Annotated in this window: 19 protein-coding genes; 14 read left to right on the forward strand and 5 right to left on the reverse strand. The window is 72.2% G+C overall.

Annotated elements, in window-relative coordinates:
• Nucleotides 1-7 precede the first annotated feature (7 nt).
• From Q4C85_RS00450 to Q4C85_RS00460, 3 genes are all read left to right on the forward strand, one after another.
• Nucleotides 8-2,215: an N-acetylmuramoyl-L-alanine amidase gene (locus Q4C85_RS00450; RefSeq protein ID WP_303138431.1), complete on the forward strand. Its 2,208-nt coding sequence runs from the start codon at nt 8-10 to the stop codon at nt 2,213-2,215.
• Nucleotides 2,216-2,306: 91 nt separating this feature from the next.
• The gene (locus Q4C85_RS00455) at nt 2,307-5,117 is read left to right on the forward strand and encodes a hypothetical protein (protein WP_303138433.1); all 2,811 of its coding nucleotides are present in this window, start codon (nt 2,307-2,309) and stop codon (nt 5,115-5,117) included.
• Between the two features lie 58 nt (nt 5,118-5,175).
• Nucleotides 5,176-5,553 carry a hypothetical protein gene (locus Q4C85_RS00460; protein WP_303138436.1) on the forward strand — a complete coding sequence of 126 codons (378 nt, stop codon included), beginning with the start codon at nt 5,176-5,178 and terminating at the stop codon, nt 5,551-5,553.
• 21 nt (nt 5,554-5,574) lie between these two features.
• Here the strand turns inward: Q4C85_RS00460 and Q4C85_RS00465 are convergent, their stop codons facing one another.
• The 4 genes from Q4C85_RS00465 to Q4C85_RS00480 form a co-directional block, all read right to left on the reverse strand.
• Nucleotides 5,575-6,519 (reverse strand): lysylphosphatidylglycerol synthase domain-containing protein, encoded by a 945-nt coding sequence (locus Q4C85_RS00465; RefSeq protein WP_303138439.1) that lies wholly within the window; start codon nt 6,517-6,519, stop codon nt 5,575-5,577.
• Nucleotides 6,516-7,649 (reverse strand): glycosyltransferase family 4 protein, encoded by a 1,134-nt coding sequence (locus Q4C85_RS00470; RefSeq protein ID WP_303138442.1) that lies wholly within the window; start codon nt 7,647-7,649, stop codon nt 6,516-6,518. The genes Q4C85_RS00465 and Q4C85_RS00470 overlap by 4 nt, the downstream gene beginning before the upstream one ends.
• Nucleotides 7,646-8,644, reverse strand: a complete 999-nt coding sequence (locus Q4C85_RS00475; RefSeq protein WP_303138445.1) for a glycosyltransferase family 2 protein — start codon at nt 8,642-8,644, stop codon at nt 7,646-7,648. Before Q4C85_RS00475 ends, Q4C85_RS00470 begins: the two co-directional genes overlap by 4 nt.
• Nucleotides 8,645-8,744: 100 nt before the next feature.
• Nucleotides 8,745-10,067, reverse strand: a complete 1,323-nt coding sequence (locus tag Q4C85_RS00480) for a UDP-glucose/GDP-mannose dehydrogenase family protein (RefSeq protein WP_303138448.1) — start codon at nt 10,065-10,067, stop codon at nt 8,745-8,747.
• Nucleotides 10,068-10,250: 183 nt separating this feature from the next.
• Between Q4C85_RS00480 and Q4C85_RS00485 the strand changes: the two genes are divergently transcribed.
• From Q4C85_RS00485 to Q4C85_RS00500, 4 genes are read left to right on the forward strand one after another with little or no spacing between them, the layout of a single operon-like run.
• Complete coding sequence (locus Q4C85_RS00485) at nt 10,251-11,081, forward strand: ABC transporter permease (protein ID WP_303138451.1); 831 nt, start codon at nt 10,251-10,253, stop codon at nt 11,079-11,081.
• Nucleotides 11,082-11,086: 5 nt separating this feature from the next.
• Entirely contained in the window at nt 11,087-12,301 is a 1,215-nt protein-coding gene (locus Q4C85_RS00490; protein ID WP_303138454.1) for an ABC transporter ATP-binding protein, read from the forward strand.
• Between the two features lies 1 nt (nt 12,302).
• Complete coding sequence (locus Q4C85_RS00495; RefSeq protein ID WP_303138456.1) at nt 12,303-13,745, forward strand: glycosyltransferase family 4 protein; 1,443 nt, start codon at nt 12,303-12,305, stop codon at nt 13,743-13,745.
• Nucleotides 13,742-14,659 carry a glycosyltransferase family 2 protein gene (locus tag Q4C85_RS00500; protein WP_303138459.1) on the forward strand — a complete coding sequence of 306 codons (918 nt, stop codon included), beginning with the start codon at nt 13,742-13,744 and terminating at the stop codon, nt 14,657-14,659. Before Q4C85_RS00495 ends, Q4C85_RS00500 begins: the two co-directional genes overlap by 4 nt.
• 706 nt (nt 14,660-15,365) lie before the next feature.
• On the opposite strand, the gene Q4C85_RS00505 is transcribed toward Q4C85_RS00500, so the two are convergent.
• A complete protein-coding gene (locus tag Q4C85_RS00505) occupies nt 15,366-17,921 on the reverse strand; it encodes a glycosyltransferase (RefSeq protein ID WP_303138460.1) in 2,556 nt (851 codons plus the stop codon).
• Between the two features lie 60 nt (nt 17,922-17,981).
• Between Q4C85_RS00505 and Q4C85_RS00510 the strand changes: the two genes are divergently transcribed.
• From Q4C85_RS00510 to Q4C85_RS00540, 7 genes are all read left to right on the forward strand, one after another.
• Nucleotides 17,982-18,338, forward strand: coding sequence for a hypothetical protein (locus Q4C85_RS00510; RefSeq protein WP_303138462.1), 357 nt, complete (start codon nt 17,982-17,984; stop codon nt 18,336-18,338).
• Complete coding sequence (locus Q4C85_RS00515; protein WP_303138464.1) at nt 18,335-19,732, forward strand: glycosyltransferase family 2 protein; 1,398 nt, start codon at nt 18,335-18,337, stop codon at nt 19,730-19,732. Before Q4C85_RS00510 ends, Q4C85_RS00515 begins: the two co-directional genes overlap by 4 nt.
• Before the next feature lie 165 nt (nt 19,733-19,897).
• Nucleotides 19,898-21,232, forward strand: a complete 1,335-nt coding sequence (locus tag Q4C85_RS00520) for a hypothetical protein (protein WP_303138467.1) — start codon at nt 19,898-19,900, stop codon at nt 21,230-21,232.
• A gap of 169 nt (nt 21,233-21,401) precedes the next feature.
• Nucleotides 21,402-22,823 (forward strand): bifunctional dTDP-4-dehydrorhamnose 3,5-epimerase family protein/NAD(P)-dependent oxidoreductase, encoded by a 1,422-nt coding sequence (locus Q4C85_RS00525; RefSeq protein WP_303138468.1) that lies wholly within the window; start codon nt 21,402-21,404, stop codon nt 22,821-22,823.
• A complete protein-coding gene (locus Q4C85_RS00530) occupies nt 22,813-24,090 on the forward strand; it encodes a lipopolysaccharide biosynthesis protein (protein ID WP_303138470.1) in 1,278 nt (425 codons plus the stop codon). The genes Q4C85_RS00525 and Q4C85_RS00530 overlap by 11 nt, the downstream gene beginning before the upstream one ends.
• On the forward strand, nt 24,087-25,013 hold the full coding sequence (locus tag Q4C85_RS00535) for a glycosyltransferase (protein ID WP_303138473.1): 927 nt from the start codon (nt 24,087-24,089) through the stop codon (nt 25,011-25,013). Before Q4C85_RS00530 ends, Q4C85_RS00535 begins: the two co-directional genes overlap by 4 nt.
• Nucleotides 25,010-25,978: a glycosyltransferase gene (locus tag Q4C85_RS00540; protein ID WP_303138475.1), complete on the forward strand. Its 969-nt coding sequence runs from the start codon at nt 25,010-25,012 to the stop codon at nt 25,976-25,978. The genes Q4C85_RS00535 and Q4C85_RS00540 overlap by 4 nt, the downstream gene beginning before the upstream one ends.
• Nucleotides 25,979-25,986 lie beyond the last annotated feature (8 nt).

Here is a 25,986-nt window from a genome sequence, read left to right on the forward strand (position 1 = left end):
AGTCCCGATGTCGGCCTCCCGACTTCTCCGCCTCGCCGCAGCAGTGCCGCTGCTAGCCGCGGGCCTCGTTCCCACCGCTCTCGCCCAGGAGGACCCGGCGCTCGACGAGGGCCCGGTCCAGCTCCTCGAGCTGACCACGCCACAGGGCGAGGTGACGCAGGCCGCTCAGGCGGGGCTCGACGCCGCCGCCCAGGATGAGGCGACCGACGCCGGCCAGGGCGGTACGGCCGGGACCTCCGACGGAACCGCGGTCGTTCCGGCACGGGCGGATCTGCTCGCCGGGCTCGTGGCCCCGGCGGTCGTCGGCGGTGTCGACCCGGAGGCCGACGCGGTCCTGCTCACCGAGCCCGTCGAGGTCGACGACTTCCTCGTCGCCGGGTTCACCTGGTCCGGGAGCCTGCCCGACACCCTGAGCGTCTACCTGCGGGTGCGCGAGGACGGGGCGTGGTCCGACTGGTACCTCAACGAGCCCTCAGGGGCGGGCCGGGACGATGCCACTGGGGTGGCCGGCACTGAGGAGTTCATCACCGGCGGCGCGGACGCCGTGCAGGCCAGCGTCGTCGGCGAGGCGGCCGACCTGCCGGCCGATCTCACTGTCGCCCTCGTTCCGGGCCAGCCGGTCGGTGAGGAGGTCCTCGACGCCGCCGACCTGTCCAGCACCGAGGCCGAGCCCACCGCGGTCGCCCAGGACCCGGCCGCCGAGGAGGCTGGAACCGGAATCGGGACCCCGGCCCAGCCCGGCCAGGGCACGCAGGAGCAGACGCCCGAGGAGGGACAGGGCGGTACGCAGCCCGCGGCACCCGAGACCGCCTCCCAGCCGACCGTCTCGCCGGCCGGCACAAGCGCGGGCAGCTCGGTCAACCCGTCGGTACCCATGATCCTGGCGGCCACGACCACTGCCAACGGCCTTCCCGTCCCGGTGCACACCCGGGCTGAGTGGGGGGCGAACTCGGCTTACATGACCTGGACGCCCAACCATGTCTCGGCCTCCCACGTCGTGGTCCACCACACGGCGGGTACCAACAGCTACAGCGCGGCCCAGGCGGCATCGGTGGTCAACGGCATCTACTACTACCACGCCGTCACCCTGGGGTGGGGCGATATCGGCTACAACTTCCTCGTCGACAAGTACGGCCAGGTCTTCGAGGGCCGCTCGGGCACGCTCAGCTCGGCCGCCGGCAAGATGGTCGTGGGCGGTCACGCCTACGGCGCCAACACCGGAACCATGGGCATCTCGATGATGGGCACCTACACCTCGGTCAGCCCCTCCTCGGCCCAGGTGAGTGCGGTCGGCAAGATCTCCGGGTGGTTCCTGGCCCGCGCCGGAGTCTCCAGCGCCACGGGCTCGGCCTCCTTCACCTTCCGCTCCACGGACAAGTACGCCGCCGGCCAGAGCATCTCGCTGCCCAGGATCACCGGGCACCGCGACGTCGGCCGCACCGCCTGCCCCGGGGACGCCGGGTACTCCACCCTGGGCCAGATACGCTCGACCGCACAGACCCAGATCTCCGGCGGCTCGGCCTCCTCCACGCCGAGCCCCACCCGCACGATCTACCTCAACGACTCGTGGACCTCCCAGGCCAACACGGTCTTCAGCTACGGGTCCTCGACCTCCCTCATGCTCTCGGGGGACTGGAACGGTGACGGCATCACGACTCTGGCCCGCCGCGACGGCGCCCTGGTCGGCTTCCGCAACTCCAACACCACCGGGGCCTCGCTGCGCACCTTCATCTACGGCGAGCCCACCGACCAGGTGCTCGTGGGCGACTGGGACGGCAACGGCACCGACACCCTGGCCGTGCGCCGCGGGAACGTCTACCACATCAAGAACTCGATGTACGGGGGAGCGGCCGACGTCGCGGTGGCCTACGGCCGGGCCACCGACGAGGTGTTCGTGGGCGACTGGGACGGCAACGGCACCGACACCCTGGCCGTGCGCCGCGGCAACACCTTCTACATCAAGAACTCGCTGACCTCCGGAGCGGCCGACCACGTCGTGGGCTACGGCAGGGCCGGGGACATCGTGCTGACCGGCGACTGGAACGGAGACGGCAAGGACACCCTGGCGGTGCGCCGCTCCAGCACCTACTACGTCAAGAACTCCCTGACCGCCGGCGCCGCCGACATCACCCAGACCTACGGCCGTCCATCCGATAGTGTCCTCGTGGGCGACTGGAACGCAGACCGCAAGGACACTCTGGGAGTCGCCCGTTGAGCCGGTGACGACCGTGTGCCGCGCCGCCCGCGGGCGGCGCGGCACACGGTCCGGCGGCACACACTCCCCGTCCGCACACGAAAAGACCCCGATGCTCGTTCCCCGCCGCGCCCGACTGCCGGTGCCCCCGCGCCTGGCCCGCCTGCGCCCGGCCGAGCGCTGGGACCTCGGCCTGGCCTATCTCGGGTGGTGCCTCCTGGCCGCCCTGACCCTGGCCGTCGTCGCCCCCGGCCTCCTGCCCTCCCGGGTGTTTCTCGCCACCGACGTCCTGGCGGTCTTTGCGCCGTGGAACGCGGCGCTGGGCGACCTCGAGGCGAGCAACATCATCAGCTGGGACACCGTCGACTCCGCCGCCCCCATGGCCATCCTCATCGCGCAGGCGGCGCGCGAGGGCGACCTGGCCCTGTGGGACCCCTACAGCAACGGGGGTGCGGAGCTGCTGTCCCTGCCCAACTCGGCGATGCTCTCACCGCTGTCCTGGGCCTGGTGGGTCCTGCCGGCGCCGATGGCGCCGGCCATGGTCAAGATCACCGAGATCGTGGTGATCGGGGCGGGCATGCACCTGCTCCTGCGTCGTCGCCTCGGCCTGGTGCGGGCCGCGGCGCCCCTGGCCGCACTGGCCTACGCGACCAGCGGCTTCATGGTCGCCTGGACCAACTGGCCCCAGACCCGGGTGGCGGCCCTCATCCCCCTGCTGTTCTGGGCGGTCGACGGCGTCGCCACCGGACGCAGCCGCTGGCGGGTGGCGGCCCTCGGGCTGGTCGTGGCCTCGATGCTCTTGGGCGGCTTCCCCGCCCTGCTCGTCTACTCGGTCTACGCCGCCGTGCCCTACTTCCTCGTGCGCGTCCTGGCCACCGGGGGCCGGTGGCGCGAGGTGGCGCGCGGCCTGCTGCGCAGTGCCGCCGGCATGGCACTGGGTCTGGGCCTGGCCGCGGTCCAGATCCTGCCCTTCGTGCGGGTCATGAGCGGGTTCGTCGACTTCTCGGACCGGGCCTCGAGCTCCTCCGGGCCCCTTCCGGCGCAGTCCCTGGCCTCCTCGATGACGGCGACCCTCCTCGGCGCGCCGGACACCATGGAGGGCGCCTGGCAGACCCACCCCGTCGAGGGCCTGTCCTATGTGGGTGTCGGGGTCGTCGTCCTGGCGGTGGCCGCGCTGCTCCTTCGCCCGCGCAGCCCGCTTCCGCGCGGGCTCGTGCTCTACACCGCGCTCGCCCTGGTCCTGACCGGCTCGGCGGCCTACTACGGCGGCCCCGTCCTGGAGGTGCTCCAGGAGCTGCCCGGCATCGCCACCAGCCCGATCGGACGCGTGCGCGTGGTCATCGGTTTTCTGGCCGCGGTCCTGGCGGCCTGCGGCCTGCACGCGCTGCTCGGGCCGGTCCCGCTGCGCCTCGAGCGCCCGTCCTCGCCCCGGGCGCTGGGGGCGGCGCTGGTGCGGGTGGTCCTGGCCGCCCTCATCGCCGTGCCCCTCGTGTGCGAGACGGCCTGGGCCGCCGGGCAGGTGCCCGACGAGGGCGCCCAGGCGGTCGCCGAGGAGCTGCGCACCGTGTGGATCGCCCTGTCGCTCATCGCACTGCCCCTGGCCGCGGCCTGGCTGCGGCCGGGACGGCGGACCACGGCCCTGGCGGTGGCCGTCAGCCTGGCGGTCACCGCCGTGACGGGGGCCGGGGTCGCCGGCCGCTGGTGGTCCCTCAGCGACGCCCGCTCCTTCTACCCGGACACGCAGACCCACGCCCTGCTCGAGGACCTGCTCGGCCAGGACCGCTACGCCTCGGTCGGCCACACGATGATGCCCGGCACCTCGACGGCCTACGGGCAGCGCGCCCTGACCGGACACTCCTTCCAGCCCCCTCAGTGGCGTGAGCTCTTCGACGCCGCCATCCCCGGCTACTCCGACTCTCCGACCTACACGTCCCTGCCCTTCGGGGTCCTGGCCGAGGGCCGGCCCCTGGGTGTCCTCGACCGCTACGCGGTGCGCTACGTCGTGCAGTCCGGTGCCGACCTCGTGCCCGGGACCCGAGAGGAGCCCGCCGCCGCCCAGCGCGCCGTCGTCCTGTCGGCCTCCTCGGGGACGCTGCGCACAACGAGCGTCACCGGCGCCTTCCGGGGGATCATCCTGGACTGCACGGACTACGGCGGGCTGTCCGCCGACCCCGGGACGCTGTCGGTCTCTGTGGTCGACGACCTCACCGGCGAGGTCCTGATAAGCACCGACGGCACGATCCAGGGTGCCCCGGGCCAGGGGGGCATGATGTTCATCCCCGCCGAGGACCTCGACCCGGACACGAGCTGGCACGTCGAGCTGAGCCTGACCGACACCGCCGCCTCCCTGACCCTGGGGGCGCAGGAGTCGGGCGAGGTCAACCTGGGGGTCCTGCGCCCGGGTGACGACGGCCTCACCCTCATCCACGTCTCGGACTCCGTGGTCTTCGAGCGGGAGACGGCCCTGCCGCGGGTGCGCTGGGCCTCTGAGGAGGTTGTCATCGAGGACACCGCTCGGCGCATCCTTCAGATGAACACCGGTGCCGTCGACGCCGACACGGTGGTCCTGGAGTACCCCGAGGCCCGCCGCGGCGTCTCGGGGGCGAGCGGCACGGTCACGAGCCGGGACCTGAGCACGGACGCCATGGAGATCGACATCGACGCCGACGGCCCGGGCTGGGTCGTTATCGCCGACCCCCTGCGGGACCGCGGGTGGCGGGCGAGCCTGGACGGCCAGGAGGTCGAGCTGGTCGAGGCCGAGCACGCCGCGGTGGCCGTCTACGTCCCCGAGGCGGGCGAGCACGTCCTGCGTCTCACCTACGCCCCGAGGACCTTGGCGCTGGGCGCCGCGGTCAGTGGTGTCTCGTGGAGCCTGCTCCTGGCCGCCGGTGTGGTCGAGGTCCTGCGCCGGCGCCGGGGGTGACGATCGATCGGAGGGCTGATGGCGACATGCGACGAGCAGCACTGTCCTCGAATGATCGTTGTCACATTCCGCCCACCCCCTCGCCGACGCCGTACGCGAGGAGGTGCTCGACTCCTTCCGCAACGGCTACCTCGTGGCCGTCGATGGGCAGGTGGACAAGCCCTGGCGGGGCGGGGACGACGGCGCGAACGGTTCTTGTCAGCAGGCTCAGCAGGCGTGCGCTGTTGGGCGCCGGGGCGGTCCTCGCGGCGGCCGCCGCCGGCTGCTCGACGGACACCCCCGCCGCTGTCAACGGCACTGCATCCACTCCGGCCAGCCCGCGCGAGGTCGTGCCGACACAGGGGGATACCACGTCTACTTCGTCTCCTCGGTGGGGCAGGGCAGCCAGTGGGAGCGTCGTGTCCCTGTGATCCCCGACGATCACTGTGCGCGCTGACGAGTCGTGCGCGCCGCAGGGTCAGGAGGCCCCGGGACGTTCCTCGGCGACAGGCCGGCGCCGTGCCAGGACCACCCCAGCCGCGCCCGCCAGGAGGTCGGCGGCGGTCAGGGCCACGCGCGAGGCCAGCACGACCGCGACCACGCCCCCCGAGGACAGCGACCCGGTCAGGACGAGGCCGAGGACGGCTTCCCGCACCCCGGCGCCCGCCGGGACGACGACGACGAGGAAGCCCAGGGTCCACGCCAAGGCGTAACCGCCCACGCACAGCACGAGGGTCTCGGGCGAGGCGGCCATCCCCGTGCCCACCGCCAGGATCCACACTTGGGCCCCCGCCACGACCCAGGCGGCCAGGGTCCAGGCGGCGCAGGCGCCCACCGCCCGCCAGCCCAGCGGCGCCTCGAGGGGCGGCCGGCCGGCGGCCCGCAGCGCCAGACCCAGGATCCGGTTGAGCACCGGCGGCAGGAGCAGGACGGCGAGCACCGGTAGGGCCAGGACACTCGGCCCGTAGGTCTGGGCGACCTGCGGCGGGGCGAAGGGCATCGTGCCGGCGGCCAGGGCCAGGCCCGTGACGGTCGACACGACGACGGCCACGACCATGACTGACACCGAGCGCCGCCGGGGGATGGCGTGGTCGGCCCCCATCTCGGCGGCGGCCAGCACGTTCCACACCCCACCGGGCAGGTACTTGCCGAGTTGGGAGACGAAGAACACCGAGAATGCCGTCCGCAGGGGCAGGCGGGTGCCGGCGCCCGCCAGCAGGGAGCGCCAGGCGAGCATGGTGAGCAGGACATAGCCGCAGCCGGCCGCCACGGCGCCCGCCGCCGTCGCCGGGCCCATGGCCGTGGCGGCCGCACGGACCTCCGTCCACTGGGAGGCCACCGCCCACACGGCGGCGAGCAGGGCGACGGCGAGGAACCCCAGGCGCACCGGGGTCGAGCGCAGCGCGGCCGTCACCCGGCTCACCGCGGCCCTCCCCGCAGCCGGCCCAGGCCCGCCACAAGGGGGGCGACCACCCGTTGGGGGGTGTAGGCGCGCGCCGCCTGTGAGGCGCCCTGCCAGGCCCGCGCCAGTGCCTGCGGGTCGGTGGCCAGCGTCTCGAGGGCGTCGGCCAGCGCGCGGTGGTCGCCCGGCTCGACGAGCACCGCGCCCCCGCCCAGCGCCCGGCGCTGCGGGGCAGTGTCGGAGGTGACGACGGCGCACCCGGCCGCCATCCCCTGGAAGACCTTGTTGGGCACGACGTCCCGCGCTTTTGGGGTCGTGCCCATGATGCCCAGGCACACGTCGTGGGAGGCCACGACCCTGGCCAGCTCATCGGCCCCGACCCAGTCGACCCACCTCACCGGCACACCTTGCAGGATCCGCTCGCACTCGTCCCGGTCCTGGCCGGTGCCGACCAGCGTGGCACGCACCGGGGCCCCGCGCTCGGACAGCAGCCGCAGCGCCCGGGCGATCGTGGGCGCGCCCTGCAAGGGGGTGAACAGGCCGAAGAAGATGACTGACAGCAGGTGGTCCTCGTCGCGCCGGGGCTCGCGGCGTCCGGGCGCCGCGAGGCGTCCCGCCCCGTACCAGGACGACGGCGCACCGACGGGTACGACGACCGCCCGCCTGCCGACGGCCAGCCGGGCGGCGTTCTCGGCCGTGTCGAGCACGACGACGTCGGCGGTTCGGGTGGCCAGGGCGTCGAGGACCTCGAGGGCACCGGCGCGCAGGCCCGCCTCCCCCCGGTCCCGCGCCGTGCCCGCCGCGAAGATGAGGTGGTCGAGGATGATGGTCGTGCGCGGGTACAGCGCCCGGGCCAGCAGGACGTCGAAATGACCCATGTAGCCCACGAGCAGCGCCTCGGGAGCCCGCGTCCCCCGGAAGCGTCGGCTGCCCGCGACCAGCATCCCCCAGCGCGAGGCCAGGCGGCCCGCCAGCACCGGCAGGCGCCAGGGCTGCTTGAGGATCGCCACCCGCTCGGCCGTGCTCAGGCCCAGCGGCACGTCGAGCTCGCGCACCGTCCATCCCGGGGTGGAGGCCAGCCCCTCGAGGAGGACCCCGACCCGGGGGTGGGCGGCGACGTCGTAGGTGCCGAAGCCCAGGACGCGGGTCAAGGTCGGCCCCCGTCCGGGGGCCCGGCCGGTGCGTCGTCCGGCGCCGCAGGATCGACCCGGCCGTACTCGATGCCCTTGATGCGTTCGAGGGCCTCCTCGAGCAGGACCCGGTTCGTGCGTTGTAGGTCGGCGATGACCAGCAGCGCCACGCTGAGCAGCGCCCCGACGAGCATGACCGTGCCGAACAGGAGGGACTGGATGTGTCCCCCGGCGGAGCCGGTCAGCCACAGCACGCCGAAGCGCAGGAACGGCACGAGGCCGATGACGCCGAAGACGGCGGCCATCGAGCCCAGGACGACATGGGGCTTGAACATGAGGTAGGAGCGGGTGATCGCCTGGGCGGACTTGGCCATGTGCTGAAAGATGTTCGAGAACAGGCGGGACTCGCGGGTCTTGGGGTTGGTGAGGATCGGCACGCTCACGATGCGCAGGCGCTTGTTGCCCGCCTGGATGATCGTCTCCATGCAGTAGGAGAACTGAGTGACGACGTTGAGGCGCACGAGGGCGTACTTGGAGTAGGCCCGGAAGCCCGAGGCGGCGTCGGGCAGGGCGGTGCCGGCCGCGTAGTTGACGACCCGCGAGCCCAGGCGCTGCATGCGCTTCTTGAACCACGAGAAGTGCTCGATCTTGGCGGTCTGCCGGTCGGCGATGACGATGTCCGCCTCGTGGCGCACGAGCGGGGCCACGAGCTGGCCGATGTACTCCTGCTTGTACTGGTTGTCCCCGTCGGTGTTGACCACGATGTCAGCGCCGTGCGCCAGGGCGTAGTCGACCCCGTCGCGGAAGGAACGCGCCAGGCCCATGGTGCGCGAGTGGCTGATGATGTGGGTCACGCCGTGCTGGCGGGCCACCTCGGCGGTCCGGTCGCTCGAACCGTCGTCGATGACGAGGACCTCGACCTCGTCGATGCCCTCGATCCGGCGGGGGATGGTGCTCAGGACCAGGGGCAGGGTCTGCTCCTCGTTGAGGCAGGGGATCTGTACGAAGAGCTTCATCGGTCTCCTGGGCAGGCCCCGCGGCGGCGGGGACGGGGAACACAAGAGGTGGTGGGGAGATGGTGCCACGTCCCGGTGGCACTGGTCGGGGCCGGTCCTCTCACCGGCGGCCGATACCCGTATAGGTCCAGCCCGCGGCCTTCCAGGCCGATCGGTCCAGGGCGTTGCGCCCGTCGATGACCACCGGGGTGCGCACAAGCCCGGCGGCCACGACCGGGTCGAGGGTGGTGAACTGCTGCCACTCGGTGCCCAGGATGACCAGGTCCGCACCCGACAGGGCATCCTCGGTGGTGGCGGCCACCTCGTAGGGCAGCCCCGGACGGCCGGCCAGCAGCGGGCCCGCCTCTGGGTCAACGACGACCACCGAGCCCACCGTGCGGGCCAGCTCGAGGGCGATGTCCAGGGCGGGGGAGTTGCGCATGTCGTCGGAGTCGGGCTTGAAGGCCGCACCGAGCACGGCCACCCGTGCGCTGCCGGCCTGCGGCCCCAGCAGGCCCAGCGCCGTGGCGACCGCCGAGTTGCGCACGGCGTCATTGACCTTGTCGACCTCGGCCAGGAAGCCCAGGGCCTGGCCGACCCCGAGCTCGTCGGCACGGGCCTGGAAGGCGCGGATGTCCTTGGGCAGGCAGCCGCCCCCGAAGCCGATGCCGGCGCGCAGGAAGCGCGAGCCGATCCGCTCGTCCATCCCAATGGCGGTGGCCAGCGCCGTCACGTCGGCGCCGACGGTGTCGCAGACCTGCGCCATGGCGTTGATGAAGGAGATCTTCGTGGCCAGGAAGGCGTTGGCGCTGATCTTGACCAGCTCGGAGGTCGCGTAGTCCATGACGAGCCGGGGGGTGCCCGCCTCCAGGATGGGGACGTAGACCTCGTCGAGCACGGCCTGGGTGCGCTCGGCGGCCGCCGGGTCCTCGGGCAGGCCGTAGACCATCCGGTCGGGGCTGAGGGTGTCGTCCACGGCGAAGCCCTCGCGCAGGAACTCGGGGTTCCACACGAGCGCCGCCCCCGTGGGGTCGATGGCCCGGGCTAGGCGGGCGGCCGTGCCCACCGGCACGGTCGACTTGCCCGCCACGACCTCCTGGCCGTCCGTGCAGTGCCCGAGGTGGGGCAGCATCGCCTCGACGGCGGCGTCGACGTAGGTCAGGTCGGCGGCGCCGGTGGGGGACTGGGGCGTGCCCACCCCGATGAAATGCACCTGCCGCCCGCGGATGGCCGCGGGGTCGGTCGTGAAGGCCAGGCGGCCCCGGGCCACGTTGCGCTCCAGGAGCACGTCGAGGCCGGGCTCGAAGAAGGGGGCTCGTCCGGCGGCCAGGGCCTCGACCTTAGCCGCATCGACGTCGAGGCCGACGACGTCGTGCCCGATCTCCGCCATGGCGGCTGCGTGGACCGCGCCGAGGTATCCGCATCCGATCACTGTGAGACGCATGGCAACCAGCCTATACGCTTGACAGGACTTGTGGCCGTCGCGTGGCAGGTCTCACCGCACGGGCGGGGGCGCCGTCGGTCGCCCCGGGTGCGCCGACCGACGGCGAGGGACCTCCCCGCCGGCCTCCCCTATGATGGCCCCAGCGCGTCGCGACGCGAAACTGCCTTGATCGAAGGATGTGCCTTGGCGATCTTCACCGACCTGCGGGAGTCCCGCGAGCTCCTCTACAACCTCACCATGCGCGAGGTGAAGGGGAAGTACAAGAGAACCGCGCTGGGTCAGCTGTGGTCCCTGGCCAACCCGATCGCCCTCATGCTCGTCTACTCCTTCGTGTTCCGCTTCGTCATGAAGATCGAGCCGGCGGCCGGCGACCCCTCGGGGCTGCACATCTTCGCCCTGTGGCTCATGTGCGGCCTGCTGCCCTGGAGCTTCTTCACCAACGTCGTCAACGGCGGCATGGGCGTGCTGGTCGGCAACGAGAACCTCATCAAGAAGGTCTACTTCCCGCGCTCGGCGCTGCTCGTGTCCAACTCACTGTCCTGGTTGTACTCCTGGTCCATCGAGATGGCGGTGCTCCTGGTGGCCATCGTCGTGCTGGGCGGGGCGCCCTACCTCTACATCCTGCCGGCCGTCGTGCTCATGGCGCTGCTCACCCTCTTCGCCACGGGCGTGGCCATGCTTCTGTCGATCGCCAACGTCTACTTCCGCGACCTGCAGTACCTCATCGGCATCATCTTCCAGATCTGGTTCTACGCCAACCCGATCGTCTACCCCCAGTCCCTGGTCGAGCAGACCTCATCGACCCTGGGCGCCTTCCACGGCGTGACCGTCTTCGACGTCTACCGGCTCAACCCCTTCTACCACTTCATCGAGGCCTTCAGGAACCTGCTCTACGACAACCGGATGCCCGACCTCTCGACGAGCCTTATCGTCGTGTCCCTGTCCCTGGGGGCCTTCCTCATCGGGTGGCGGGTCTTCGACCGCCACCAGGCCCGACTCGCGGAGGCGCTGTGATGACCATGACCACGACCGGATCGGCGATCTCGGTGGACTCGCTGTCCAAGACCTTCCGGGTCTACCAGGAGCGCAACAACACCCTCAAGTCCGCCCTCCTGCGCCGTCGCACCGCCGCCTACCGGGACTTCGAGGCCCTCAAGGACGTCTCCCTCGAGATCCCTCAGGGCTCGACCTTCGCCCTCGTGGGCGACAACGGCTCGGGCAAGTCGACGCTGCTCAAGTGCCTGGCGCGCATCCTGGTCCCCGACGCCGGGACGATCACCCGCCGCGGCCGCATGGCCGCCATGCTCGAGGTGGGCTCGGGCTTCCACCCCGAGCTGTCAGGGCGCGACAACGTCTACCTCAACGGCTCGATCCTGGGGATGAACCGCCGCGAGATCGACCGGAAGTTCGATGAGATCGTCGCCTTCTCCGGCGTGGAGGAGTTCATCGACCAGCCCGTCAAGAACTACTCCTCGGGCATGTACGTCCGGCTGGGTTTCTCCGTGGCGATCCACACCGAGCCCGACATCATGCTCGTTGACGAGATCCTCGCCGTCGGCGACGCCTCCTTCCAGGACAAGTGCGCCGAGAAGTTCGCCGAGTTCCGGCGCGACGGGCGCACGGTCGTCGTCGTGTCCCACTCCCTGCCGCAGCTGCGGTCAATGGCCGACCAGGCCGCCTACCTCGACCACGGGGTCCTCCAGGAGGTCGGCCCGGCGCGCACAGTCCTGGAGAAGTACGCCGATGCCGCTCGCTCCAACATCCGCATCGACCAGGACGGGCGCGTGCGCTGGGGCACCGCCGACGCCCTGGTCAGCCGGGTCGAGGTGCTCACCGCCGAGGGGCGGCCGACCGACTCGGTGGTCGCCACTGGGGACCCGGTGCTCCTGCGCCTGCACTACGAGACCCGCCGGCCCGTCGAGGCCCCGAGTATCGGGCTGACCGTCGACACGATTGAGGGCGTCCAGCTGTGGAGCAGCTTCTCGGCGGACCAGGACATCGACCTGGGCACGCTGAGCGGAGAGGGCCACCTCGACCTGCTCATCCCGCACCTGCCCCTTCAGCCCGGCTCCTTCCCCGTCCACGGCGGCATCCTGGACACCGGGGGCTCCCGGGTCGTCGACTTCGTCAGGGAGATCGCCTGGCTCCAGGTCGCCACCGGCCCGATGCGCGAGGCGGGCGGGCCAGTGGCCATGGAGGGCGTGTGGCAGCCCGGTCAGGACAGGAGGCCGTGAGATGACCAGCAGCGAGACGAGCGCCTCGGGGACGACCGCACCGGCTGCCGGCGGCATACCGCGCCCGGCGGCCACGGGCGCCGGGCGCGGTATGCCCCGCGTCATCGTGGTCACCCTCGACACGATCCGCGAGCGCATGGCCGGGCCCGCCATCCGTGCCTGGGAGATCTCGGCGCACCTGGCCGACCGCGGGCACCCGGTGCGACTGCTCACCTTCGCCGTGTGCGAGCGGGCGGGGGAGGGGTTCACGGCGGCCCACGTCGACGTCTCGGGGTTCCGGGCCGAGGTGGAGGCCTGCGACGTCGTCATCATCCAGGGCTACATCGCGGCGACCTTCCCGTGGCTCCAGGAGGTCGAGCAGTGCGTCGTCATCGACCTGTACGACCCCTTCCACCTGGAGTCCCTCGAGGTCGAGAAGTACCAGCCCGCCGAGCAGCGTCACGCCGCCCTGGCCCGGGCCCTGAGCGAGCTGGGCGCGCAGGTCTCCCGGGGGGACTTCTTTGTGTGCGCCTCGGACAAGCAGCGCGACCTGTGGTTGGGGCACCTGGCGGCCTCGGGCCGGGTCAACCCGGTCACCTACGACGCCGACCCCTCCCTGCGCAGCCTCATCGACGTCGTTCCCTTCGGCACCTCGGACCTGTCTGCCGCGCAGACACGGCACCCCATCAAGGGCGCGATCGAGGGGATCGGCCCCGATGACCCGGTCATCATCTGGGGCGGCGGGGTCTACAACTGGTTCGACCCGCTGTCGGTCGTGCGCGCCGTCGACCTCGTGCGGCGCACGGTCCCCGACGTGCGGCTGTTCTTCCTGGGCATGAAGCACCCCAACCCCGACGTGCCCGAGATGGACATGGCCACCCGGACCCGGCAGGAGTCCGACCGCCTGGGCCTGACCGGCAGGCACGTGTTCTTTCACGAGGACTGGGTGGTCTACGAGGACCGGGTCAACTACCTCATGGACGCCGACATCGGTGTCTCGACGCATTTCGAGCACATCGAGACGGCCTTCTCCTTCCGTACGAGGATCCTGGACTACCTGTGGGCCGGCCTGCCGATCGTGTGCTCGGCCGGCGACTCCTTCGGCGACCTCGTCGAGGCGCGCGACCTGGGGGCCTGCGTCCCGGTCGAGGACGTTGAGGCGCTGGCGGCGGCGATCACCCGGATTCTGACCGATTCCGAGTTCGCCGAGCGCTGCCGGGCCAATGTGCGCCGGACCGCCGAGCGCTTCCCGTGGAGCACCACCCTGGCCCCGCTGCTCGACTACTGCGCCGCACCCCGGCGCGCGGCGGACCACGCCCACCTCGCCTCTCCGGCGACCCAGCCGCTGCCGCTCATGGCGGCGGTGCGCCGCGACCTGCGCGCCACCGTGCGGGTGGTGCGCGCCAAGGGGCTGCGCGGGGTGGTCGACAAGATCCGGTGGCGCCTGGCCGGGCGGCTCAGGTGAGCGGCGCCCGCACCGGTGGGGACGTGGCGGCCGTCGTCGTCACCTACCACCCCGAGGACGACTGCGCCGAGCTGCTCGAGGCGCTGGCCGAGCAGTGCCGGTGGGTGATCGTCGTGGACAACGGCTCGACGCCCGAGGAGCTGGCCTCCGTGCGCGTGGCCTGCGCCGCCGTGGGCGCCCGGCTCATCGAGCTCGGGCGCAACACGGGCATCGCCGCCGCCCAGAACCGCGGGATCGCCGAGGCCGAGCGCCTGGGCGCGCGCTGGGTGCTCCTGTCGGATGACGACTCCGCTCCCGCTGAGGGGATGGTCCCCCTGCTCCTGACCGCCTTCGCCGCCCCGGCCGGGGGGCCGGTGGCCGCAGTCGGCCCCCTCGTGGGGGAGGGCCGGGGCGGTCGCGACCAGCTCGTCTACGTCGCCCGGCGCTGGGGGCCCCGGCGGGCCACCGCCGAGGAGCTGGGCTCGCGGTTCCTCGAGGTCGCCTTCCTCATCGCCTCGGGGTGCCTCATCGACCTCCACGCCCTGCGGGAGGTCGGCCCGATGAACGAGGAGCTGTTCATCGACCACGTCGACCTGGAGTGGGGGCTGCGGGCGCGCCGTGCCGGCTACCGCCTGCTCGTCGTCCCCGAGGCGCGTATGACCCACTCCCTGGGTGACGAGGTCGTGCGCATCCCCGGGCGTCGCCAGCCTGTCCACATGCACGGGCCGGTGCGCAACTACTACCTGGCCCGCAACACCGTGGCCCTCATCCGCTCCGGGCTGCTGCCCGTGGCCTGGCGGATCGGCTACGCGGTGTGGATCACGAAGTACTCGGCCTTCAACGCCCTGGCGGCCGACCGCCGCGGCCTGCGGGCGCGCGCCCTCGCCCAGGGCCTGCGCGACGGGCTGCTCGGCCGCACGGGACCACGTCCCTAGTTGATTGATTCCTATTGATTCCAATTGATTCCAAGGAGTGGGCTGCGCGCCACGGTCCGGGGCTGACGTCAGGGGTCCAGGGTCGACGTCACGAGTCCGGTGCCCTCCCCCTCGCCGAGATCGGTAGATATGGCACCTCGAGTTCGGCTCATCGAGCCCTTCTCGCCAGGTGCTCGGCCGTCGAGGTCCCGCACACCGGTCCTCGACTGGGGCGCAGTGGAGGACCGCCTACGACAGGCCCGCCTTCCCGCCGCACCCCAACGACACCCAGCCCCGACCCTCACCCCCTGGTGAGAAAGGCTCATATGTCCCGATCTCGGCGAGGGGGCCCGGAGACGTGCACGGAGTCCCGGACTCAGTGGCCAAGCCCCGGACCCGGGCCGCCAAGCCCGTGTCCTCCACCCCGTGGACGTGCTCAGCTAGCACCGCCGAGCCACTGGTGTGATATGATGCACATAACAGCGACGTCGGGGTGGGGTAGGAACAGTGGAATCCCGCCGTTTTCCCCAACTGGTTGCTGTTGCCGTGGCGGCCGCTGGAGCCAGATATGTGCGTCGGTCCGTGCGGTACACATGGAGACACGTGCCGGGTGCGACAAAACGATCAACAACCGTTGGAATCTCACGGATTCGTTCCCACCGCCGGGATCAATGATGTGCAGCGTCGGCTACCGGGGCCCCGTGGGGCGGGGACAAGTCGAGCCGGTTCAGCGGTGGAGGCGGCGGGAGACCTTCCGCGCCGTGCGGCGCGCCACCGAGCCCAGACCCTCGGAGCGGGCGACCACGAGCGTGCGCCGCCCCAGCCGCCGGGCCCGGGCCAGTCCCCGGGGCAGGATGACGGCCGGTCGGGCGGGCACCGTGTAGGGGTCCACCGGCGCGTCGGCCGCGGAGAAGGGCTCGTCGTCGGCCACCGGCGTCCAGGTCGAGTCGCTGCGGTGCCCGTGCCGGCGCAGGCGCAGGGCGGCGTCGACCAGGAGGTCCTCGTAGACCCGGCCCTGGATCCGCGGGGAGAGCTCGAGCAGCGCCTCGCGCCGGGCCGCCGCACCGATGGAGCTGCGCAGCGCCACGGAGGACACGAACTCCTCGATGGCCTCCTCCCACTCCTCGGTGGTCGAGGCGAGCATCCCGGTGCGCCCGTGCTCGATGACCTCCCTGAACGGGCCGGTCGGAGTGGCCACGGTCGGCCGGGACACGAGGGCCGCCTCTAGCCACTTGATGGCCGACTTCGACTCGTTGAACACCGAGTCCCCGGTCAGGGGGGCCAGGCAGATGTCGGTGTCCCGGAGCAGCTCGGGGAGCCGGTACCACGGGACGAATCCCGGCCGGCTGACCCGCTCGGCGAACTCGGCCAGGGCGCCGGTGGGCTCGAGGTGCCCGCCCAGGCGCAGGCGGACTTCGGGGTGGCGGCGCATGACGGCGGCCAGCGCGGGCTCGACCATCGCCCAGTCCGCGTCATGGGTCGTCGTTCCCGAGAAGTAGCCGATCGTCACCGTGGAGTCCTCGCGGGAGCGGTCCTCGAGCAGTGCCCGGTCGGATGCCTGGGCCAGCAGGGTGCCCACCCCGTTGGCGTAGCGGTAGGAGGGCAGCCCCGTCAGGCGCGTCGCCTCCTGGCACAGCATCCGGGTGGAGCCCACGAAGCCGTCGCAGGCCTCCAGCGTCGTGCGGTACCGGTCGACCCCGTGCCACCACAGCTCCTCCTCGGCCTCGGTCAGCTTCTCCAGCCCGTCGAGGGTGCCGCGCAGGGAGGAGTCGAAGATGAGGTCGTCGACGTCGTAGAGGATCGGCACCTCGCGGCCGCAGCTGCGGAAGCGCTCGATGAGGTCGAGGACCTGGACGGTGGCCGGGACGCGGTAGAGCACGACGGCGTCGGCGTCCTCGACATCGCCCAGCAGCGCGGGGTCGCGGTAGTGGCGCACGACCACCTCGTGCCCGCGCATGCGCAGCGCCTCGGCGGGCAGGTGGGCGCGGTAGCGCAGCGGCGCCCCGTCGATGCCGATGATGAACAGCACCTTGCTCAGCAGCTGGGCCTGGGCGCGGCGCACCGCCTCGAGCTCGTCGGTCTGGGCGCTCATCAGCTCGGCGTAGTAGTCGAGGAGCTCGGCGCCCTGCTCGGAGAAGGACCGGATCGGTGAGCTCGAGCCCCGGCCCGTCAGGGCCCGGGCGCCGGCCGGGTCGTCGGCCAGGAGGCGGAGGCGCTCGGCCAGGGCCCGTGGCTCGCCGGCCGGGACGATGTAGCCGTTGACACCGTCGGTCACCGCCTCCTCGGGGCCCAGCGTGTCGGTGCACACGACCGCCAGGCCCGCGGCCAGGGCCTCACGGGTCAGGATCGAGTGCGACTCGCGCATGACCGAGGGCAGGACAAGGACGTCGTGGGCGTCCAGGACCGGCAGGAGCTCGTCGGGGTCGAAGGCGGGCTGTGGGCGGAACCACGAGGGGGTGGAGGCGTCCAGGCGGTTCTCGACGCCGTAGGCGTCCAGGACCAGGCCCTCACGCTCGCCGATGAGCCGCGCCGCCCGTCCCAGGACCTCGATGCCCTTCATCTCCTGCATGCCGCCGGCGTACATGAGCCGGACCGGACCCGTGCCCGTCCGGGCCACGGGCTCGGGCCCCAGGCGGGCGAGCTGGGCGTCGAGCAGCCCGTTCTCGTTGACACGCAGGACCCGGGGCTCGACCCCGTTGGCGGCCAGGACCCGCGCCGCCGACCGCGAGGGGGCCAGGACGAGGTCGACCTCGGCCAGGGCCCGCAGCAGGCGCGGGGAGCGGCCCGCGATCGAGGGGGCAGCGTCGCAGTCGCAGGCGCCGCACTCGACCACCAGGGAGCAGGGCCGCATGCTCTGGTCGACGAGGAACTGGCGCGAGCAGAACCACCAGAAGTCGTGCATCGTCAGCACGACCTTGGCCCCGGCGGCGTGCGCCGCCTCGACGAGCCCCACGCCCAGCGTCTGCAGAGAGTGGACGTGGACGATGTCGGGGGAGGTGGTCTCCAGCCACCGGCTGAAGGCCGCGGTGGCCTCCGGGTTGTCGTAGTTCCTCGGGTCCGTCCACGCCGTCCAGGGGGTCGTCACCAGCCAGGTGACCTTCACGCCCTCCTCGTCGGTCTCCGTCCAGGTCTCCAGGGGCCGGCGGTTGTTGTCCAGGTGGCCGGCGTAGACCAGCGACTCGTGCCCCGCGTTCTTGAGATACCGCGCGACCCGCTGGGGCACGAGGGTGCCTCCCGAGACGAAGTTGGGCGGGTAGTGGGCTGACACCTGGACGATCCGCATGGGCGGCATGCTACCGGGGAGATCATCGGCCGGGCCCCGCCGCCACACTATGCTGTCCCCATGACGGGTCAGGATCATGATCACCGAGAGCTCGCGTCCCGGGACGCCGACCTGCACGACCGCGTGGCCGCCGAGCAGGCCGAGGCGGTCGAGACGGGGCTGGCCCAGCGCTGCGCCGAGCTCGCAGCCCGTGTCGGCGCCCTGGAGGCCGCGGGCGCGGTGCGCGCCTCGATCATCCGCGACCAGGCAGAGCGCATCGGGCGCACCGACGCCGAGCTGGCGCGGGTCTCGGCGCGGGCCGGAGAGCTGGAGTCCGCGCTGGCGGTCCGCGAGGCCCAGCTGGCGGCCATCCGCTCCCACCCGGCGGTGCGCGTGGCCCTCAAGGCACGGCGCGTCGTGAGAAGGCGCCCGTCGTGACCGGGGTGACGCTGCTGGTCAGCCCCGGGGAGGCGACGGCCGCCACACGGGAGTCCTTCGACGTCCTGGCCGGGCCCGAGGACCGCTGGGTGGAGGCGGACTGGATCACCGGCCCGCGCATCGACACTCCCTACGCCCTGCTCCTGGGCGCCGGTGACCGCCTCGAGCCCGGGGGGCTCAGGGTGCTCGCCGACTTCGCCGTCGAGCGCGGCGCCGACCTGGTCACCGTCGACCACCGGGTCGACGGCCGGACGCGCCGCGCCCCGCGGTGGATGCCTCATCTGCTCGCCCAGCTGCCGGTCAGCGGGCGCGCCGTCCTTCTGTCCGCCGGGCTCCTGGAGCGGGTGCGGGCCGCCGGTGCCGTCCTCAGCCAGTGGGACCTGCTCGTGCGGGCCACCGACCTCGCCGAGCACCCCGAGCACTGTCCGGCGGTGCTCGTCGACCAGGCGGGCCCCACGACCACCGGCTCGGTGCACGAGCGGCTCGAGACCGCGCGCGCCCACCTGCGGCGCACCGGCGAGGACGCCCTTGTCGTGCCCACCCGGGCCGGCGGCGTCGTCATGCGCGCCCGCCCGGGGTGGACCGCCTCGGTGGGGGTCATCATCCCCACCGCCTTGGCGGGCAGGACCATCGAGGACGGCACCGAGCACGTCCTCGTGCACCTGCTCCTCGAGGCCCTGGCGCGCACCGTCGGCCCCACCCTCCTGGACCTGGACGCTGAGATCGACGTCGAGGTCGTCCTTGTCGTCGACGCCGCCGTCCCGCAGGACCTGCTCGACCGGTGCGGCCAGGCATGGCCGGGGCGGCTGCGGACGGTGCGGACCGAGGGCGACTTCAACTACGCGCGGGCCATCAACGCCGGCGCGCTGGCCACCGAGGCGGAGGTGCTCCTCCTGCTCAACGACGACGTCGAGCCCGTCGAACCGGGCTGGCTCCAGGAGATGCTCGGCGCCCTGGGCCGGCCCGACACCGCGGCCGTCGGCGCCCGCCTGCTCCTGGGCGACCGCCGGCGCCTCCAGCACATCGGCACCGTCTGCCCGCCCGAGGGCCTGCCCATGCACCCCAGGATCTTCGAGCCCGACGACCCCACCCACCCGATGGCGCAGGCCGATGTCGACTACCTGGCCGTCACCGGCGCCTGCCTGGCCTGCCGGCGCGAGGACTTCCTCGAGGTCGGGGGGATGGACGAGTCCCTGCCGCTCAACTTCAACGACGTCGACCTGTGCCTCAAGCTGGGCCTGGACCACGGGCGGGTCGTGTGCGTCAACGCGGCGCGCCTGGTCCACCGGGAGTCCTCGACCCGTCAGGTGCGCATCACCCCCGAGGAGGAGGCCTCCCTCGAGCGTTGGCGGGGGGTCGTCCTGCGCGACCCGCATGTCGAGTACTGGGGCTGAGACCGAGGGCTGGCCCGCCGACCACCGGCCGCCGGGCCGATCGGCCCCGCAGCGGCCCGCTGACGTTATGATCTCAGTGCCTCTCGCGCCGTCGCAGCCGGCGGACCGTGCGGCGCGTGTCATCCCACCCTGCCCAGTCCCAGCCCCGTCCCGGAAAGGTCGACCATGACAGGCCTCCTCAACGGGCTGCGCACCCGCGCGGCCGCCCTGCCCGGATGGGCGCAATGGCTCCTCCTGGCCCTGCTCATGCTGACCCTTGCCGGGGTCATCACCGCCAGGTACGTCCACGCCCATCCCGCCCTGTCGCCCATCGACGAGTACAACTACGTCGACGCCGTCGACAAGGCGACCCGGGGCATCCTGGCCCGGGAGGGCCAGACCGTCGACGCCGTCGCCCGGGAGGCGTCCTCGTGCCGGGGCTTCGGCATGGAGCAGAGCGATGTCACCTACGTCGGCCGCTGCGGCATCGACGAGCCCCTGGCGACCTACCCGTGGGACGGGCACTCCACGGCGGGCATCCACTCGCCGGTCTACTACTTCACAACCGCCTGGATGGCCAAGGCCATCATGACGGTCCTGCCGGGCCTCAGCCTCATCACGGCCGCCCGGCTGACCGGGGCGATCTGGCTGGGCCTGGGCATGGTCATGCTCGCCTACCTCATCCGACGCACGGCCGGCTCGTGGTGGCTGGCCGTGTGGATCCCCATCGTCGTGTGCGCGATGCCCGGCCTGCGGGTGACCAACGCCTACATCAGCCCCGACGCCCCCAACCTCCTGTGCGGCTCAGCGGTGCTCCTGGCGGCCCTCCTCTACTCCCGGGGCCAGTGGCCGCTGTGGCCCCTCATCGCGATCTCCGCGGCGGTCACGCTGGTCAAGTTCCAGAACTCCTTCGTCGTCGTGGCCGCCTTCCTGTTCTTGGTCTGGACCCGGATCGCCCCGCGCCAGGAGGGTGAGGACGGCAGGAGGCCCGGGTGGGCCGCGGTCCTCATCCCCCCAGTGGCGGCGCTCGCGGTCGGCCTGGGGTGGATGAGGCTGAAGACGGCGGTGGCCGTGCCCTCCGCCGGGCTGACTGGCGACCCGCAGGGCGCCGTCGACGTCTCCGGGAGCCTGTACTACCTCGATGACTCCCTCCAGGGGCTGTTCACCGCTAACTGGCCGGCGAGCACGGAGGCGTCCGTCTTCCCGACCCTCGTCCTGTGGGGAGGGATCGCCACCCTGGTGTCCGTGGCCTGGCTCCACCCGGACCGCGGCTGGGTCGAGCGCCGCTTCGCCCAGAGCGGCGCCGTCTCCCTGCTGGGCGTCGGCCCGGCGGTCAACATCGCCTTCGCCGCTGTCTTCGGCTCGGCGGTGGCCATGCAGCCCCGCTACGGCATGGTCCTCATCCCGATCCTGGCGCTGACGGCGGCCTGGTCCCTGGACCGGCGCAGCCTGCGCATCGCCTTGGCGGTCCTGGCCGTGGCCGCCTACGCCTACGGCGCGGTCTCCCTCCACGTCAACTGAGGCCGGCCCGGTCCCCGGGGGCGCAGGGCCGTGTCGCGTTACACTCGCAGGCAGCCGGCCGGGGTGCGCCCCTGAAGCACGGCACCCGAGGCGACCTGACGGGCCCTGACCAGCCCTGGCCAACCCCGACCAGCGCCGACCGACCCCGACGAATGAGGACGTGCACGACATGACCGGAACCGCCAAGCCCCTGGGCATTGAGACCACCCCGATCCCGGGCTTCCTGCGGATCGACCTGACCGTCCGCGGGGACAACCGCGGTTGGTTCAAGGAGAACTGGCAGCGCGAGAAGATGGTGGCCCTCGGACTGCCCGACTTCGGCCCTGTGCAGAACAACATCTCCTTCAACGACGAGGTGGGCGTGACCAGGGGCATCCACGCCGAGCCGTGGGACAAGTTCGTCTCAGTGGCCACCGGGCGGGTCTTCGGCGCCTGGGTGGACCTGCGCGAGGGGCCGAGCTTCGGGACCGTCTACACCTGCGAGATCGACCCCTCGGTGGCCGTCTTCGTCCCCCGGGGCGTGGGCAACGCCTACCAGACGCTGGAGCCGAACACGGCCTACACCTACCTGGTCAACGACCACTGGTCGCCCGACGCCCAGTACACCTTCCTCAACCTCGCCGATGAGACCGTCGCGGTGCCCTGGCCGATCCCCCTGGACCGGGCCATCCAGTCCGACAAGGACCGGGGCCACCCGCGGATGAAAGACGTCATCGCCTTCCCCACCCCGGCCCCCCGGGGACGCAGAGCGCTGGTGACCGGCGCCAACGGCCAGCTCGGGCGCGAGCTGATGCGCCAGCTGCCCGAGGCCGGGTACACGGCCACCGGCGTCGACCTGCCCGAGGTCGACATCTCCGACGCTCAGGCCATGGAGCAGTGGGACTGGGCGTCCTACGACGTCATCATCAACGCGGCGGCCTGGACCAACGTCGACGGCGCCGAGACCCCCGACGGCCGCCGCCTGTCCTGGCGGGCCAACGCCACCGGCCCGGCCAACCTGGCCCGCGTCGCGGCCGCCCACGGGCTGGTCCTCGTCCACGTCTCCAGCGAGTACACCTTCGACGGCACCGCCGAGGTCCACACCGAGGAGGAGGACCCCAGCCCCCTGGGCGTCTACGGGCAGTCCAAGGCCGGCGGCGATGCCGCCGTGGCGGGCGCCCCGAGGCACTACCTCGTGCGCACGAGCTGGGTGGTGGGCGACGGCAAGAACTTCGTCAAGACGATGGCCTCCCTGGCCGAGCGCGGCGTGGCCCCCAAGGTCGTGGCGGACCAGACGGGCCGCCTCACCTTCACCACGGACCTTGCCGCAGGCATCATCCACCTGCTGAGCACGGAGGCGGCCTACGGCACCTACAACCTCTCGGGGGAGGGGCCTGTGGTCTCCTGGGCGGATGTGGCCAAGCGGGTCTATGAGCTGACCGGCCACGACCCGCAGGCGGTCACCCCGATCACCACCGAGGAGTACTTCGCCGGCCAGGACGTCGCGCCCCGCCCGCTCATCTCCACCCTGGACCTGAGCAAGATCGAGGCGACCGGCTTCACCCCGGCCGACTCGATGGAGCGCCTCGAGGTCTATGTCCGTGCCCTCTGAGGCCCGTCGCGTCATCCTCCGGCTCCTGGGCTTCACCGGGTGGCCGCTGCTCACCCTGGTGACGCCCCTGTTGGCCATGCCTGTCGTGGCTCGGCTGGCAGGTCAGGGTTGGTCGTCCATGGCGACGGCGATGTCGGTGGGGACCTTTGGTGCTGCCGCCGTCCTGTGGGGGTGGAACTACGTGGGTCCGGCCCGTGTGGCGCGAGTGCACACAGTCCAGGAGCTGAACCGCCTGTACTCGGGCAGCGTCCTGAGCAGGAGTCTGCTGTGCCTGGGTGTCGTGCCGGTGTGCGCCGTGATCAGTGCCTGGCTCGCCCTGCCCTCGCTGCGGGTCGCAGCCGGGGCAACGGCGGTCGCCTTCGTTCTGCCGGCCATGTCACCTCAGTGGTACTGCATCGGTGTGGGTGACGCACGGCTGCTGGGGTACTTCGACACCCTGCCGCGGACGATCTCGACGGTCATCGCCATCCCGCTCATGGTCCTGACCGGCAAGGTCATCTTCTACCCCTGCCTGCTCGCCGCCGGCGTTGTCATCGGACTGGTCCTGTTCAGGCGCAGCGTCTTCCCCGGAGTTCGCGCCGACTACCCCAGCCTGCCCGAGGTGTGGGACGACATCAGGCACATGAGCGGTGCAGCGGGGTCGAACCTCGTGGGTGCCGCGTACGGCTACACGCCGACACCGATCGCGACTGCCGCACTGGACCCGGCCATATCTTCCCGCTTCGCCTCGGCGGACCAGGTCTACCGTTACGCGCTGTTCCTCGTCCAGGCTCTGGGTAACGCCCTCCAGGGCTGGGTACTGGAGGTCGACGGAGAGCAGGGGCGTCGGCGCCAACGGCTGGCCATCATGGCGCACGTCGCGCTGGGCCTGTGCGGTGCGATCGTAATCGCTGTCTTGACACCCCTGGTCAGTTCGGTCCTCTTCGGCCCGCAGGTCGCCGCCACCTATGCCGCCTCGGCATGGTACGGCGTCGCCTTCTTCGCGATCTCCACGGCGACGCCCCTACTGCGGAACGTCCTGATCCCGACAGGCCAGGCGCACGCGGTGTTCATCGCCACGGTCGTTGCGGCTGTGGGCGGCCTCGGGATGATGGCGGCGGGCGCTGCCGGCCACTCCATGGCGGTGATCGCCGCAGGCATGGCCTGCTCCGAACTGCTCATCTTCCTGATCCTGCTACCCCGGTCCCTGCGCACACTGCGGCGTATGGGAGCCCAGTGCCACGATGGCGCCTCCGGTTCTGTCCCAGGGACGGAGCCCGGCCGATGAGCGCGCCGGCCCTCGACCTGCCCGACCGGATCAGCCGGGTCGGAGCGGTCGTCACCGCCTTCGCCCCGGGCCCGGGACTGGTCCGGGCGGTCGGCGTGCTGCTCGACCAGGTCGAGCAGGTCGTCATTGTCGACGACGGCCCCGAACGGGCCACCGAGGCGACGCGGGCCCTCCTGGCCGACTGCCGGTCCCTCGGCGCGCAGGTGGTGGTCCAGGACCGCAACCGGGGGATCGCCGCGGCCCTCAACGCGGGCGCCAGGCACCTCGACCCCGCCTGCGAGGCCGTGCTCACCGTCGACCAGGACTCGTGCCTGCCGGCCGGCTATGTGGCCGCCCAGGTCGAGGCCTTCGCCGCGGCGCGCGCGGCAGGTGTGCCCGCCGGCATGGTCGCGCCCCGGGCAGCGGGCAACATCCGCCGGCTGCCGGGGGCCCAGGGCCGTGATCCAGTGGTCGTGGGCGGTGAGCCCATCCAGTCGGGCCTGCTCGTGACCGTCGCGCTGTGGCGGGCCCTGGGGGGCTTCGAGGAGTCGCTGTTCATCGACGGCGTCGACTCGGACTTCTACCTGCGCGCCCTGGACCTGGGGGCCGTGCCCGTCATCGCCCCGGTGTCCATCGAGCACCAGCTCGGCACGACCGTCAGCGCGGGACTTGGGCCCTGGCGCATGCCGCTGACCGTGGCCGCGGAGTTCCGGTACTACTACCAGGTGCGCAACCTCGTGGCGCTGCTACGGCGTCACGGTCGCAGCCACCCGCGGTGGTGCGCCCGGGCGGTGGGCAAGCAGGCCAGGCACCTCATCATCGTGACCGCGCTGGCCCCGGGGCGGCGCGGGCGGCTGGCCCGCGCCGCGCACGGGCTGCGCGACGGCCTGGCCGGACGCGGAGGCGCGATCAACGACACGACCCCGGGAGGCGGGACGAGATGAGCAGGACAACCGAGGCCGACGGCGCCGCCGACCGGGCCCAGGGCCGGTCGAGGAGCGGTGAGCCGGTGCAGGCACGAGGGGCGGGGGCGCCGGTCGCCGTCGACATCTTCATCCCCTTCTGGGGCGAGCCGGACTACCTGTACGCCGCCGTGCGCTCGGTGCTGGCACAGAGCTCGCCGAGCTGGCGGCTGACGGTCGTCGATGACTGCTACCCCGAGGACGTCTCCGGCTACTTCGCCGATCTCGACGACAAGCGGGTGCGCTACCTGCGCAACGAGGACAACCTCGGTATCATCGGCAACTTCAGCCGCTGCCAGGAGCTGGCCGAGGGCACCTACACGGTGTTCATGGGCTGCGACGACCTGCTGGGGCCGCGGTACGTCGAGACCATCGAGCGCACGGCCGCCCGGCTGCCCGGGGTCGAGATCATCCAGCCCGGTGTCGAGGTCATCGATGAGTCGGGTACGACGGTCCTGCCCCTGAGCGACCGCGTCAAGGACCTCCTGCGGCCCGGCGGGCAGGCCACCCACGTGCTGGCAGGGGAGGACCTGGCCCGCTCCCTATTCGTGGGGGACTGGCTGTACTGGCCCAGCCTGGCCCTGCGCACCGAGGCCCTCCGGGGTGCTCGGTTCCTGCCCGACTACGAGATCATCCTCGATGTCGGCCTGCTCATGGACCTCATCACCGCGGGCGCGCGTCTGGCGGTCGTGCCCGACCTCGTCTTCCGCTACCGCCGCCACCAGGCGAGCCTGTCCTCCGAGGCGCTTCTCGACGGTCCGCGCTTCGCCGACGAGCGCCGCTTCTTCGCCCAGCAGGCCGCACGGATGGACGCCCTCGGCTGGAGGCGGGCCGCCCGGGCCGCCCGCCGGCACGTGACCTCGCGGGCCTACGCTCTGACGCTGCTGCCCGGCGCCCTGCGCGCCCGCCGGGACGTGCGTCCGCTGCTGCGGCACGCCCTGCGCTGAGCGGGGTG

This window comes from Actinomyces sp., assembly GCF_030524025.1.
In the GTDB taxonomy this organism is placed as follows: domain Bacteria; phylum Actinomycetota; class Actinomycetes; order Actinomycetales; family Actinomycetaceae; genus Actinomyces.

Excerpts from the sequence above, each read along its gene's own strand:
- Q4C85_RS00450 (WP_303138431.1), top strand. The coding sequence starts at position 8 with ATGTCGGCCTCCCGACTTCTCCGCCTCGCCGCAGCAGTGCCGCTGCTA.
- Q4C85_RS00455 (WP_303138433.1), top strand. The coding sequence starts at position 2,307 with ATGCTCGTTCCCCGCCGCGCCCGACTGCCGGTGCCCCCGCGCCTGGCC.
- Q4C85_RS00475 (WP_303138445.1), bottom strand. The coding sequence starts at position 8,644 with ATGAAGCTCTTCGTACAGATCCCCTGCCTCAACGAGGAGCAGACCCTG.
- Q4C85_RS00480 (WP_303138448.1), bottom strand. The coding sequence starts at position 10,067 with ATGCGTCTCACAGTGATCGGATGCGGATACCTCGGCGCGGTCCACGCA.
- Q4C85_RS00490 (WP_303138454.1), top strand. The coding sequence starts at position 11,087 with ATGACCACGACCGGATCGGCGATCTCGGTGGACTCGCTGTCCAAGACC.
- Q4C85_RS00495 (WP_303138456.1), top strand. The coding sequence starts at position 12,303 with ATGACCAGCAGCGAGACGAGCGCCTCGGGGACGACCGCACCGGCTGCC.
- Q4C85_RS00505 (WP_303138460.1), bottom strand. The coding sequence starts at position 17,921 with ATGCGGATCGTCCAGGTGTCAGCCCACTACCCGCCCAACTTCGTCTCG.
- Q4C85_RS00510 (WP_303138462.1), top strand. The coding sequence starts at position 17,982 with ATGACGGGTCAGGATCATGATCACCGAGAGCTCGCGTCCCGGGACGCC.
- Q4C85_RS00520 (WP_303138467.1), top strand. The coding sequence starts at position 19,898 with ATGACAGGCCTCCTCAACGGGCTGCGCACCCGCGCGGCCGCCCTGCCC.
- Q4C85_RS00525 (WP_303138468.1), top strand. The coding sequence starts at position 21,402 with ATGACCGGAACCGCCAAGCCCCTGGGCATTGAGACCACCCCGATCCCG.
- Q4C85_RS00535 (WP_303138473.1), top strand. The coding sequence starts at position 24,087 with ATGAGCGCGCCGGCCCTCGACCTGCCCGACCGGATCAGCCGGGTCGGA.
- Q4C85_RS00540 (WP_303138475.1), top strand. The coding sequence starts at position 25,010 with ATGAGCAGGACAACCGAGGCCGACGGCGCCGCCGACCGGGCCCAGGGC.